The sequence below is a fragment of the Pseudomonas sp. PB120 genome, from assembly GCF_009761815.1.
GTDB lineage: Bacteria > Pseudomonadota > Gammaproteobacteria > Pseudomonadales > Pseudomonadaceae > Aquipseudomonas.
In genome coordinates this window covers 19,277-30,311 of the sequence record NZ_RWIN01000043.1, presented here as the reverse complement: position 1 = coordinate 30,311, position 11,035 = coordinate 19,277, and the positions used below count along the sequence as shown (strand labels likewise).

15 protein-coding genes are annotated in these 11,035 nt (G+C 62.1%); 9 read left to right on the top strand and 6 right to left on the bottom strand.

Going from position 1 to position 11,035, the window contains the following annotated elements; all coding sequences use genetic code 11:
- Positions 1-94: 94 nt before the first annotated feature.
- A complete protein-coding gene (locus EJA72_RS08840) occupies positions 95-445 on the bottom strand; it encodes a hypothetical protein (RefSeq protein ID WP_157711106.1) in 351 nt (116 codons plus the stop codon).
- A gap of 162 nt (positions 446-607) precedes the next feature.
- Here EJA72_RS08840 and EJA72_RS08835 point away from each other — a divergent pair, with 162 nt between their 5' ends.
- From EJA72_RS08835 to EJA72_RS08795, 9 genes are all read left to right on the top strand, one after another.
- Positions 608-856 carry a hypothetical protein gene (locus tag EJA72_RS08835; RefSeq protein ID WP_157711105.1) on the top strand — a complete coding sequence of 83 codons (249 nt, stop codon included), beginning with the start codon at positions 608-610 and terminating at the stop codon, positions 854-856.
- Positions 857-876: 20 nt separating this feature from the next.
- Positions 877-1,206, top strand: a complete 330-nt coding sequence (locus EJA72_RS08830) for a DUF6388 family protein (RefSeq protein WP_157711104.1) — start codon at positions 877-879, stop codon at positions 1,204-1,206.
- Between the two features lie 25 nt (positions 1,207-1,231).
- Positions 1,232-1,936, top strand: a complete 705-nt coding sequence (locus EJA72_RS08825; protein WP_157711103.1) for a YoaK family protein — start codon at positions 1,232-1,234, stop codon at positions 1,934-1,936.
- A 204-nt stretch (positions 1,937-2,140) separates the two neighbouring features.
- Entirely contained in the window at positions 2,141-2,533 is a 393-nt protein-coding gene (gene tusD, locus EJA72_RS08820) for a sulfurtransferase complex subunit TusD (RefSeq protein ID WP_157711102.1), read from the top strand.
- A 1-nt stretch (position 2,534) separates the two neighbouring features.
- Positions 2,535-2,897: a sulfurtransferase complex subunit TusC gene (tusC, locus tag EJA72_RS08815; protein ID WP_157711101.1), complete on the top strand. Its 363-nt coding sequence runs from the start codon at positions 2,535-2,537 to the stop codon at positions 2,895-2,897.
- Complete coding sequence (tusB, locus tag EJA72_RS08810; protein ID WP_157711100.1) at positions 2,897-3,190, top strand: sulfurtransferase complex subunit TusB; 294 nt, start codon at positions 2,897-2,899, stop codon at positions 3,188-3,190. Before tusC ends, tusB begins: the two co-directional genes overlap by 1 nt.
- On the top strand, positions 3,187-3,522 hold the full coding sequence (locus EJA72_RS08805; RefSeq protein WP_157711099.1) for a TusE/DsrC/DsvC family sulfur relay protein: 336 nt from the start codon (positions 3,187-3,189) through the stop codon (positions 3,520-3,522). Before tusB ends, EJA72_RS08805 begins: the two co-directional genes overlap by 4 nt.
- Entirely contained in the window at positions 3,519-4,520 is a 1,002-nt protein-coding gene (locus tag EJA72_RS08800) for a glycosyl transferase family protein (protein ID WP_157711098.1), read from the top strand. The genes EJA72_RS08805 and EJA72_RS08800 overlap by 4 nt, the downstream gene beginning before the upstream one ends.
- Positions 4,521-4,610: 90 nt before the next feature.
- Positions 4,611-5,612, top strand: coding sequence for a glutathione S-transferase family protein (locus EJA72_RS08795; protein WP_157711097.1), 1,002 nt, complete (start codon positions 4,611-4,613; stop codon positions 5,610-5,612).
- A gap of 179 nt (positions 5,613-5,791) precedes the next feature.
- On the opposite strand, the gene cysG is transcribed toward EJA72_RS08795, so the two are convergent.
- The 5 genes from cysG to lolA form a co-directional block, all read right to left on the bottom strand.
- Positions 5,792-7,186 carry a siroheme synthase CysG gene (gene cysG, locus EJA72_RS08790; RefSeq protein WP_157711096.1) on the bottom strand — a complete coding sequence of 465 codons (1,395 nt, stop codon included), beginning with the start codon at positions 7,184-7,186 and terminating at the stop codon, positions 5,792-5,794.
- Positions 7,187-8,467 carry a serine--tRNA ligase gene (gene serS, locus EJA72_RS08785; protein WP_157711095.1) on the bottom strand — a complete coding sequence of 427 codons (1,281 nt, stop codon included), beginning with the start codon at positions 8,465-8,467 and terminating at the stop codon, positions 7,187-7,189.
- 16 nt (positions 8,468-8,483) lie between these two features.
- Entirely contained in the window at positions 8,484-8,858 is a 375-nt protein-coding gene (gene crcB, locus EJA72_RS08780; RefSeq protein WP_178129197.1) for a fluoride efflux transporter CrcB, read from the bottom strand.
- Positions 8,858-10,180: a replication-associated recombination protein A gene (locus EJA72_RS08775; protein ID WP_027925133.1), complete on the bottom strand. Its 1,323-nt coding sequence runs from the start codon at positions 10,178-10,180 to the stop codon at positions 8,858-8,860. The genes crcB and EJA72_RS08775 overlap by 1 nt, the downstream gene beginning before the upstream one ends.
- A 173-nt stretch (positions 10,181-10,353) precedes the next feature.
- On the bottom strand, positions 10,354-10,977 hold the full coding sequence (gene lolA / locus EJA72_RS08770) for an outer membrane lipoprotein chaperone LolA (protein WP_059406617.1): 624 nt from the start codon (positions 10,975-10,977) through the stop codon (positions 10,354-10,356).
- Positions 10,978-11,035: the final 58 nt, after the last annotated feature.

Here is an 11,035-nt window from a genome sequence, read left to right as displayed (position 1 = left end):
GATGGCGGTGGGTCAGTCGACATTGATGTTGACTGACCCACCGCCATCGCGAGCAGGCTCGCTCCTACAGGGAGGGGCTTCGCCAAATCTCAGATCAGAGGCAAGTCGCCAACGCCGCCAACCGGCGCTTGGCGACAAAGTCGTCATGCTGCGCGTAGTAACTCAACACCGTGCCCGAGGCGTCGGTGGTCACGTCCACGAACGACTCGGCCGAACGCGTATAAACGGTGGACCCGCCCTTCTTCCCAGGTTGCAGATAGGCGCCGGCATCGACGCCAAACACTGCCTCGTCCTGCCAGGAGAACTGCACGCACTGGGCGACGTCTTTGGCCGGTTTGTCCGAGTTAAGGGTTTTGTAAGGGGTTCCCGTGCGGGCGTCATCCATCACCGAGCCAGCGCAGCCCGCCAGCAACGTTACGGCCAGCGCCACCATCAGAATTCGCATTGCGTTCGCTCATCAAGAAAAAGCGGACTGTATCACCGTGGCACGGCGCATCGTTCTGCTTTACTTCATTTATACCGCGACACCGCGTGACGATTCGCGCACCCTGTCGCGCCATCAATGCCGTATCGCCCGATTTCCCGGGCGCATTTTTCTGGAAAGGTCATGACCCCCAACGCCGAGTTTTACAAACCGACTGCTGAATATGCCGACAAGCTGATCAGCCAGATCGGTCAGACGCCGTCCTGGATCGCCAAGCGAATCGGCGTGACCGACAAGCGGATTCGTTACATCCTCGACGGCGAAAGAACCGTCAAGGGCGACACCACGCCGATCCAGATGACGTACCCCGAGCAATTTGCCCTCGAGTGCCTGGCCGCAGCCGCCAAGGCCGCTAAAAAGCAGCAATCGTAAACCGTTATCAAGGAGCGACCATGGCGGCAACCGAACAGCAACACGAACAGGCGCTGGAAAAGTTTCTCGACGAGCGCCCGGAACTGCGCCACGAACTCGACAACCTCAACCCGCTGCTGGCCCAGGCCAAGGGCGAAACCGCGGCGCAGTTTCGCGACGAGCGTCTGCATGAAGCCTTCGAGGCGGAGGCCGAGCGCCGGGGTTTGTTTGCCTGGGAGTTGACGCTGCAACTGACCGCGGCCAGCGCCGAGGAATACGAAGCGCACCGTCGGGAAGTGCACAAGGAAGTGGCCGAGATGGCCGGCATGGACTGGCTCGAGTACTGCGAGCTCTATGGGTTGATTCCGTAACCTGCGTTCAAGGATGCCACCGCCGATGCTGCCATCAGCCTCCAGCCACCGCACCAGTCCGGGCCATCTGCATACCCAGAAATGGCGGGGACGCATCGGCCTGTCGCTGGTGGCCAGCCTCTCGGTGCTCGCCGGCATGACCGACGCCATCGGCTTCATGGCCAGCGGCGATTTCGTTTCGTTCATGAGCGGCAACACCACCCGTCTCGCCGTGGCCATCAGCGATGGCAATCTCGGGCTGACCTTGCGCCTGCTGATCCTGGTGCTCACGTTCATCGTCGGCAATGCCTTGGGCATCGTGGTCAGCCGTGTCGGTGGCCGTCGCGCGTTGCCCTTGCTGTTGTGCATCGCGATGCTGCTGTGTGCGGCGGCGGCCTGGCCCTATGAGGAGCAATTGCCGGCGCTGCTGGCGGCGATCATCGCGATGGGCATGCTCAATGCGGCCGTGGAGGAAGTGAACGGCCTGCCGGTCGGGCTGACGTATGTCACCGGTGCGCTGTCGCGCTTCGGTCGTGGGCTGGGGCGTTGGTTGCTTGGCGAGCGGCGCAATGGCTGGCGGGTGCAGTTGATTCCGTGGACCGGGATGTTTGTCGGCGCGGTGCTTGGCGCGGTGCTGGAGCATCACTTCGGGCTGAGGGCGTTGTTTGCGAGTGGGCTGTTGGCTGCGGCGCTGGGGGTGCTGTCGCTGAAGATTCCTCGGCGTTGGCAGCTGGGATATATGCCGCGCTGAATGTTGTGCTGACTGTTGGGGCCCCATCACGAGCAGGCTCACTCCTACAGGGTTTTGTGGTGGGTTTCGATTTTATGGACAATGCAAATCCCTGTAGGAGTGAGCCTGCTCGCGATGGCGGCAACTCGGTTTCCGGGAAAACCCCCTTCGCCGCCCCGCCGATAAAGCTTTATCATGCCCCCAGTTTCGCTGATCGAGTCCGTCATGAAGTTCGCCATCGCGCTGTTTTCCGCCGCCCATGCGCCCTCCTCGCGCCGCGCCTTGCTGTTTGCCCAGGCCGCGCTGGCCGGTGGGCATGAGATTGTCCGGCTGTTTTTCTATCAGGACGGCGTGCATAACGCTTCCGGCAGCGTGGTCACGCCTCAGGACGAGCAGGACTTGCCCAAGCAATGGCGCAAGTTCGTCACCGAGCATCAACTGGACGGCGTGGTCTGCATCGCGGCCGCCCTGCGCCGTGGGGTGTTGAACGAAGAAGAAGCCAGGCGCTACCAGCGTGACGCCGTGGCGGTGGGCGCGCCGTGGGAACTGTCCGGGCTCGGCCAGCTGCATGACGCGGTGCAGGACGCTGACCGCCTGATCTGTTTCGGAGGCGCCTGACATGCCTAAATCCTTGCTGATCATCAGCCGCCAGGCGCCGTGGTCCGGGCCGAGCGCGCGGGAAGCGCTGGACATCGTACTGGCCGGCGGCGCGTTCGACCTGCCGATCGGCCTGCTGTTTCTCGATGACGGTGTGTTCCAGCTCGCCGCACAACAGAACGCCAAGGCGCTGCACCAGAAAGACCTGAGCGCCAACCTGCAGGCTTTGCCGATGTTCGGTGTTGAAGACCTGTTCGTGTGTGGCGACAGCGCAGCTGAGCGTGGCCTGGACCCGAACGGCCTGTCCCTCGAAGAAGCCCAGGTGCTGACCGCGCACGAAATCACCGCGCTCATTGACCGTTACGACCAGGTGATCACCCTCTGATGTCGACTTTGCATGTGTTGTCTCATTCCCCGTTCGGCGACGATCGCCTGACCAGTTGCCTGCGCGTGATCGGCCCGAACGATGCGCTGTTGCTGACCGGTGACGCGGTGTACGCGTTGCAGCCCGGCACCGCGCCACTCGCCGCGCTGAACGCGCGCAACCCGACGCTGTTCGTGCTGGCCGAAGATGCCCAGGCCCGTGCGCTGGCGATTCCTGACACGGCCAAGGCCATCGACTACCCGGCCTTCGTCGAGCTGTCGATTCACTACGACAAGGTGAACAGTTGGCTATGAATTCACTGACCGTCGGCGCACGCGCCATCGAGCTGGACAAGGACGGTTTCCTGGTCGACCTCGACGACTGGTCCAACGACGTGGCTGCCGCCCTCGCCGCCGCCGAGGACATCGAGTTGAGTCCCGAACACTGGGAAATTCTCGAACTGCTGCGCAGCTTCTACGCCGAATTCCAGCTGTCCCCGGCGACGCGCCCGTTGATCAAGTACACCGCCATCAAGCTCGGCCCACTGAAAGGTAACAGCCTGCACCTGAACCGGCTGTTCAAAGGCACCCCTGCCAAACTCGCCGCGAAACTGGCGGGCCTGCCCAAACCGACGAATTGCTTATGACCGACTATCCGGCACTGACCCTCGAAACCCCTGCTGAACACCCCTTCGCCCAGTTCGTCCGGATCCTCGGCAAAGGCAAGCGCGGCGCCCGCGACCTGACGCGCGAAGAAGCCCGTGAAGCCATGGGCATGGTGCTCGACGACAAGGTCGAGGACACCCAACTCGGTGCGTTCCTGATGCTGCTGCGGCACAAGGAAGAAAGCGCCGAGGAAATGGCCGGTTTCACCGAAGCCTTGCGCGAACGCTTGCAGGCACCGGCACTGAACGTTGACCTGGACTGGCCGACGTACGCCGGCAAGAAGCGTCATCTGCCGTGGTACCTGCTGGCGGCCAAGTGCCTGGCGCAGAACGGTGTCCGGATCTTCATGCACGGCGGCGGCGCGCACACGGCCGGCCGCTTGTACAGCGAACAACTCCTCGACACCCTGAATATTCCCCTGTGCCGCAACTGGCAACAGGTCGGATCAGCCCTCGATAACGGCGGCCTGGCGTTCATGCCGCTGGTGGACTGGGCCCCCCAACTGCAGCGAATGATCGACCTGCGTAACACCCTGGGCCTGCGCTCACCGATCCATTCCCTGACACGCATCCTCAATCCACTGAGTGCGCGCTGCGGCCTGCAAAGCATTTTCCACCCGGGTTACCAGGCAGTGCATCGCGATGCCAGCGGCCTGCTCGGCGACACCGCGATTGTGGTCAAGGGCGATGGCGGCGAGATCGAGATCAACCCGGATGCCGACAGTCACTTGTACGGCACCACCGGCGGCGAAAGCTGGGACGAGGAATGGCCGCAGTTGTCGAGCCAGCGCCACGTCAAACCGGCCTCGCTCGAGCCCGAGCACATGAAAGCCGTGTGGCGCGGTGACGTGGTCGACAGCTACCCGCAAATGGCCCTGATTGCGACCATGGCCCTGGCCTTGCGCGGCCTCGGCCAGACGCGCGAGCAAGCTTTCGAAACGGCTCAGCAATATTGGGACGCTCGGGACAGATCGATTTAACTGATCATCATCGCCCAACCTTTGCGCTTTTTAATCGAACCTATCGGCATAGACTCTTCTCCAACGCTTATCGGTTGAGGAGTCTCGGACATGGGTTTGTTAGTTGAAGGTCGCTGGCATGACCAGTGGTACGAAAGCAGCAAGGACGGCGCGTTCCAACGGGAACAGGCGCAACGTCGCAACTGGGTGACCGCCGACGGCCAGCCGGGCCCGAGCGGTGTCGGTGGCTTCGCGGCTGAAGCCGGGCGCTATCACCTCTACGTGTCACTCGCCTGTCCGTGGGCGCATCGCACGCTGATCTTGCGCAAACTCAAAGGCCTCGAAAGCCTGATCGATGTGTCAGTGGTCAGCTGGCTGATGCTGGAAAACGGCTGGACCTTCGACCAAAGCCTGGGCTCCACCGGCGACAAACTCGATCACTTCAACTTCATGCACCAGCGCTACACCGCCGATGCCGCCGACTACACCGGCCGCGTGACGGTGCCAGTGCTCTGGGACAAACAGCAGAACCGCATCGTCAGCAACGAATCGGCGGAGATCATCCGCATGTTCAACAGCGCGTTTGATGACCTGACGGGCAATGACCTGGATTTCTACCCGCAGCCACTGCGCGCCGAAATCGATGCGCTGAACGAGCGGATTTATCCCGCCGTGAACAACGGCGTGTATCGCGCCGGGTTTGCCACCTCGCAGGCGGCGTATGAAGAAGCCTTCGATGGTTTGTTTGCGGAACTGGATCGACTGGAAGCGCTGCTCGGCGCCAATCGGTACCTGGTGGGCGAATACCTGACCGAAGCGGACATTCGGCTGTTCACCACGATCATTCGTTTTGACGCGGTTTACCACGGACACTTCAAGTGCAACCTGCGGCGGATTGCCGATTATCCGAACCTGTCGAACTGGCTGCGCGAGATTTATCAGTGGCCCGGGATTGCCGAGACGGTGGACTTTGAGCACATCAAGAATCACTACTATGGCAGCCACAAGACCATTAACCCGACAGGGGTTGTGCCTAAGGGGCCGAAGCAGGATTTCACGGCACCCCATGACCGGGCGCGGTTGAGCGGGAAAGGGGTTTGGCGCAGGGTTTGAGATATTTACAGGTTTTGAGGCCCCCATCGCCAGCAGGCTGGCTCCCACAGGGATTTGTGTGATGCCGAAGACTGCAGCCTCAACACAAATCCTGTGGGATTTTTGGGTGAGGCAAAGATTGCAGCTTCACCACAAATCCTGTGGGAGCCAGCCTGCTGGCGATGGCAGCGACGCGGTCTTCAGACCTGCGCCTGAGCCCCTTCAAACCACGCCAGTTTCTCGCGCAGTTGCACCACTTCCCCAACAATCACCAAGGTCGGCGCATGCACTTCGTGCTCCGCCACCATCCCTGGCAGATCCGCCAAGGTACCGGTGAACACCCGCTGATTAACCGTAGTGCCCTGCTGGATCAACGCCGCCGGGGTATCTGCGGCGCGACCATGCTTGATCAACTGCTCGCAGATGATCGGCAAGCCCACCAGCCCCATGTAAAACACCAGGGTTTGCGCCGGCGCGACCAGGTCGGCCCACGGCAAATCGGTGGAGCCATCTTTCAGGTGCCCGGTCACGAACCGTACTGACTGCGCGTAATCGCGATGCGTCAGCGGAATCCCGGCATACGCCGCGCAACCGCTGGCCGCCGTGATACCCGGCACGACCTGGAACGGAATGCCGTGGGCCGCCAGTTCCTCGATCTCTTCTCCGCCACGCCCGAAGATAAACGGATCACCGCCCTTCAACCGCACCACGCGCTTGCCCTGTTTGGCCAGGTCCACCAATTGCTGGTTGATCTGATCCTGCGGCACCGCGTGATCGGCGCGACGCTTGCCGACGTAAACCCGCTCGGCATCGCGACGGCATAATTCGAGAATCGCCGGCGCCACCAGACGGTCATACAGCACCACATCGGCTTGCTGCATCAGGCGCAGGGCGCGGAAGGTCAGCAGGTCGGGATCACCCGGCCCGGCGCCCACCAGGTACACTTCGCCCGTCGCCGTCGGGGCTTCGCCATCGATTTTTGCCTGCAACAGACGCTCGGCCTCGGCGCCCTGCCCGGCCAGCTGCCGGTCGGCAATCGGGCCCTGGAATACGTCTTCCCAGAACGCCCGACGCTGCTGCACATCCGGGAACAGACCTTTGACCTGGGTGCGAAAACGCGCCGCCAGACCGGCCAGTTGCCCGTACGTGGACGGAATCCAGGTTTCGATCTTGGCGCGGATCAACCGCGCCAGTACCGGCGCATCGCCGCCGCTGGACACGGCAATGATCAGCGGCGAACGGTCGACAATGGCCGGGAAAATCACGCTGCACAACGCAGGCGCATCCACCACATTGACCGGCACGCAACGCCGATGCGCGTCAGCAGACACCTGCGCGTTCAGCGGCTCGTCGTCGGTGGCGGCAATGATCAGCCCGCAACCGTCCAGATCCGCCTCGATGTAACCCCGCAGCAGGCACTGGCCACCGCTGCCGGCCACCAGTTCACGCAATTGCGGTTCTATTTCAGGCGCGACCACCCGCAGCAGCGCACCGGCTTCGGCCAGCAGGCGGGATTTGCGCAAGGCAATTTCCCCCCCACCGACAACCAACACACGACTGCCGCGAAGGTTATGAAACAGCGGCAGATAGTCCATTTAACCGATGACCTCAAGGCCACCCATGTACGGCTTCAGCACGTCAGGCACGCGGATCGAACCGTCGGCCTGCTGGTAGTTTTCCAGCACGGCCACCAGGGTACGACCGACTGCCAGACCCGAACCATTCAGGGTGTGAACCAGTTCTGGCTTGCCGGTTTCCGGGTTGCGGAAACGCGCTTGCATACGACGGGCCTGGAAATCGCCGCAGTTGGAGCACGACGAAATCTCGCGGTACTTGTCCTGGCTCGGAATCCACACTTCCAGGTCGTAAGTCTTGACGGCGCTGAAGCCCATGTCGCCGGTGCACAGGGCGATGGTGCGATAAGGCAGCCCCAGCAATTGCAGGACTTTCTCGGCATTGGCGGTCAGGCCTTCCAACGCGTCCATCGAGGTCGACGGCTCAACGATCTGCACCATCTCGACCTTGTCGAACTGGTGCTGGCGGATCATGCCGCGAGTGTCGCGACCCGAGGCACCGGCTTCACTGCGGAAGCACGGCGTGTGGGCGACGAACTTGATCGGCAGCAGTTTCGAATCGACGATCTCGCCGGCCACGATGTTGGTCAGCGACACTTCAGCGGTCGGGATCAGGTACAGATCGGCTTCGCCTTCACGCGCGATCTTGAACAGGTCTTCTTCGAATTTCGGCAGCTGACCGGTGCCCTGCAGGGCTGGCGCTTGAACCAGGTAAGGCGTGTAAGCCTCTTCGTAACCGTGTTCGCTGGTGTGCAGGTTGATCATGAACTGCGCCAGGGCGCGGTGCATACGGGCGATCGGGCCGCGCAGCAGGGCGAAACGCGCGCCGGACAGCTTGGCGGCGGTTTCGAAGTCCAGCCAGCCGAACTTCTCGCCCAGTGCCACATGGTCCTGGACCGGGAAGTCGAACGCAGTCGGGGTGCCCCAGCGGCGTACTTCGACGTTGCCGTCTTCGTCTGCGCCGATCGGTACGGATTCGTGCGGCAGGTTCGGGATACCGAGAACGATCGAATCCAGTTCGGTCTGGATGCCGTCCAGTTCGACTTTACCGGCGCTCAGCTCGTTGGCCATGCGCTCGACATCCGCCATCAGCGGTGCAATGTCTTCGCCGCGCTGCTTGGCCTGACCGATGGATTTGGAACGGGCATTACGCTCAGCCTGCAGTGCTTCGGTGCGGGTCTGGACGGTCTTGCGCTGTTCTTCCAGCGCTTCGATGCGCGCAACATCCAGCGTGTAGCCACGGGATGCCAGGCGGTCCGCTACGTCCTGAAGGTTGCTACGTAACAGTTTGGAATCGAGCATGTCGGTTTCTCGTTTATCAAAGTTTGGTCAAGGACAGGCCGGCCCAGGTGGCAAGCAGCCCGCCGAATACGCTGATGGCCGCATAGCCCAGGGCCAGCGGCACCTGCCCGCTTTCCAGCAAGCGCACCGTATCCAGTGAAAAGGATGAAAAAGTCGTCAGCCCCCCGAGGAAGCCGACCATCAACCCGGCGCGCACCTCAATCGGCACCTCCGGGCGTATCAAAAACAGACCGTACAGAACGCCGATCAGCAAACAGCCCACGATATTAACGGCCAGCGTCGCGGTATAGAAGTGCCGCGGCCAATTAGCGTTGACCCAATTGCCTGTGGCAAAGCGTAGTAGCGTGCCGGCGATACCGCCGATTGAAACGGCAATGACCAGTGGAATCACTATTTTCTCCGCTGCCTGGGACTGAGACGATCAAGTTGTGCGAGGTGATTGAGCTTTTCGCCGATCTTCAACTCCAGGCCACGGGGCACGGGTTGATAGAACGGCTGCGGTTCGAGTTCTTCCGGAAAATAATCTTCGCCCGCCGCGTAGGCATCCGGTTCATCGTGGGCGTAGCGGTATTCGTCGCCGTAACCGAGTTGCTTCATCAGTTTGGTCGGCGCGTTGCGAAGGTGCAGCGGCACTTCCAGAGAACCGTGTTCGGTGGCGCTGCGCATGGCCGCTTTGAAGCCCATGTACACCGCATTGCTTTTCGGCGCGCACGCCAAGTAAGTGATGGCCTGCGCCACCGCCAACTCGCCTTCGGGGCTGCCGAGGCGCTCCTGCACTTCCCACGCCGCCAGGCACAGGCTCAGCGCACGCGGGTCGGCGTTGCCGATGTCTTCGCTGGCCATGCGCACCACGCGCCGGGCCAGGTACAGCGGGTCGCAGCCGCCGTCGATCATCCGTGCGAACCAGTACAGCGCGCCATCCGGGTTGGAACCGCGCACCGATTTATGCAGCGCGGAAATCTGGTCGTAGAACGCTTCGCCGCCCTTGTCGAACCGCCGACGGGTGTCGCCGAGCAGGCTTTGCAGCAGGTCGACGCCGATCTCGCTGTTGTCTTCGGCAAGATCGGAAGCGTTTTCCAGCAGGTTGAGCAGACGCCGGCCATCGCCGTCGGCGGCGGACAACAGCATCTGGAAGCCTTCATCGCTGAGGGTAAGCTGCCGTTTGCCCAGGCCTCGCTCTTCGGTCAGTGCGCGATGCACCAGTTTGCGCAGGGCGGCTTCGTCGAGGCTCTTGAGCACGTAGACGCGTGCCCGGGAGAGCAAGGCGTTATTCAGTTCGAACGAGGGGTTTTCGGTGGTTGCACCGATGAAAATCAGCGTGCCGTCTTCGACATACGGCAGGAAGGCGTCCTGCTGCGATTTGTTGAAGCGGTGCACTTCATCGACGAACAGAATGGTGCGCTTGCCGTATTGACCGGCCTGTTGCTTGGCGATTTCCACCGCCTGGCGGATTTCCTTCACCCCGGCCAGTACTGCCGATACGGTTTCGAAGTGCGCATCCGACACTTCCGCCAGCAACCGCGCCAGGGTGGTCTTACCCACGCCCGGCGGGCCCCAGAAAATCATCGAGTGCAGGGCGCCCTGCTCCAGCGCTTCGCGCAAAGGCTTGCCGCGAGCGAGCAGGTGTTCCTGACCGACGTACTCATCCAGGTTGGCCGCACGCAAGCGGGCGGCCAAGGGCTGAGCAATCGGGGCACTGCGAAACAGGTCCATCACGTGCGGTTGAAACCTCTCTTCACTACGCAATTCTCAAGTCTGGCGAAATCCTGTGGCGAGGGAGCTTGCTCCCGCTGGACTGCACAGCAGTCCCATTTTGGGGGGCGCTTCGCACCCCAGCGGGAGCAAGCTCCCTCGCCACACAGGCTCGCTCCTACAGGTTCTGCGCCTTACTCTTGGATCACGTCCGCGCCTTTCGGGATGTCGAACTTGAACTTGGACGCCGGGATCGGCTCGTTGGCCTTCACCCCGGTGAACAGGATATTGGTGCGCTGGCCGACGCTGTCGATCAGTTGCATGTCATTGACCAGGCCATTGCGGAACGACAGGCGCAGGCTGTCGAACAGGGTGTCCTTGGTTTTCGGCTTCAGGGTGAAGTCGATCACGCCGCCGGCTTCCTTGGCGCTGATATCGAAGCTCTGGCTGATCTTGGACACGTCACCGGACAGCAGCAGCGCCGGGGTCTGGGTCAGGCGCTGATCGAGGTTCTTGATCGTGACCTGCTCCAGGTCCGGGTCCCACAGGGACACTTTCTTGCCATCGGACACCATCAGTTGTTCTTGCGGCGCATCGGTGTGCCAGTAGAACAGGCCAGGACGCTGCAGCGACATCTGCCCGGCGGTTTCCTGCAACTGGGTGCCGCTGCCGTCGAGGGTCAGCTGGGAGAAACGCGCGGTCAGGGTCTGGGATTTTTCCAGCAGTTGGGTCAGACGCGCCACGTCCTTGTCATCGGCGTGGGCCGAGAGCGTGGTCAAAGCCAGTACCGGCAGCAACAGCATGCGGATAAGACGCATGGGAGTCCTCATAACATTCGTGGGGAGTGCGATGACGCATCACTGCGCCCTCGCTTTT

What these genes read in the sequence shown, in the direction of transcription:
- cysG (WP_157711096.1), bottom strand. Translation starts at nt 7,186, where the DNA reads ATGGACTATCTGCCGCTGTTTCATAACCTTCGCGGCAGTCGTGTGTTG.
- EJA72_RS08835 (WP_157711105.1), top strand. Translation starts at nt 608, where the DNA reads ATGACCCCCAACGCCGAGTTTTACAAACCGACTGCTGAATATGCCGAC.
- EJA72_RS08775 (WP_027925133.1), bottom strand. Translation starts at nt 10,180, where the DNA reads ATGGACCTGTTTCGCAGTGCCCCGATTGCTCAGCCCTTGGCCGCCCGC.
- tusB (WP_157711100.1), top strand. Translation starts at nt 2,897, where the DNA reads ATGTCGACTTTGCATGTGTTGTCTCATTCCCCGTTCGGCGACGATCGC.
- lolA (WP_059406617.1), bottom strand. Translation starts at nt 10,977, where the DNA reads ATGCGTCTTATCCGCATGCTGTTGCTGCCGGTACTGGCTTTGACCACG.
- tusD (WP_157711102.1), top strand. Translation starts at nt 2,141, where the DNA reads ATGAAGTTCGCCATCGCGCTGTTTTCCGCCGCCCATGCGCCCTCCTCG.
- EJA72_RS08800 (WP_157711098.1), top strand. Translation starts at nt 3,519, where the DNA reads ATGACCGACTATCCGGCACTGACCCTCGAAACCCCTGCTGAACACCCC.
- tusC (WP_157711101.1), top strand. Translation starts at nt 2,535, where the DNA reads ATGCCTAAATCCTTGCTGATCATCAGCCGCCAGGCGCCGTGGTCCGGG.
- EJA72_RS08825 (WP_157711103.1), top strand. Translation starts at nt 1,232, where the DNA reads ATGCTGCCATCAGCCTCCAGCCACCGCACCAGTCCGGGCCATCTGCAT.
- serS (WP_157711095.1), bottom strand. Translation starts at nt 8,467, where the DNA reads ATGCTCGATTCCAAACTGTTACGTAGCAACCTTCAGGACGTAGCGGAC.
- EJA72_RS08805 (WP_157711099.1), top strand. Translation starts at nt 3,187, where the DNA reads ATGAATTCACTGACCGTCGGCGCACGCGCCATCGAGCTGGACAAGGAC.
- EJA72_RS08795 (WP_157711097.1), top strand. Translation starts at nt 4,611, where the DNA reads ATGGGTTTGTTAGTTGAAGGTCGCTGGCATGACCAGTGGTACGAAAGC.
- EJA72_RS08840 (WP_157711106.1), bottom strand. Translation starts at nt 445, where the DNA reads ATGCGAATTCTGATGGTGGCGCTGGCCGTAACGTTGCTGGCGGGCTGC.
- EJA72_RS08830 (WP_157711104.1), top strand. Translation starts at nt 877, where the DNA reads ATGGCGGCAACCGAACAGCAACACGAACAGGCGCTGGAAAAGTTTCTC.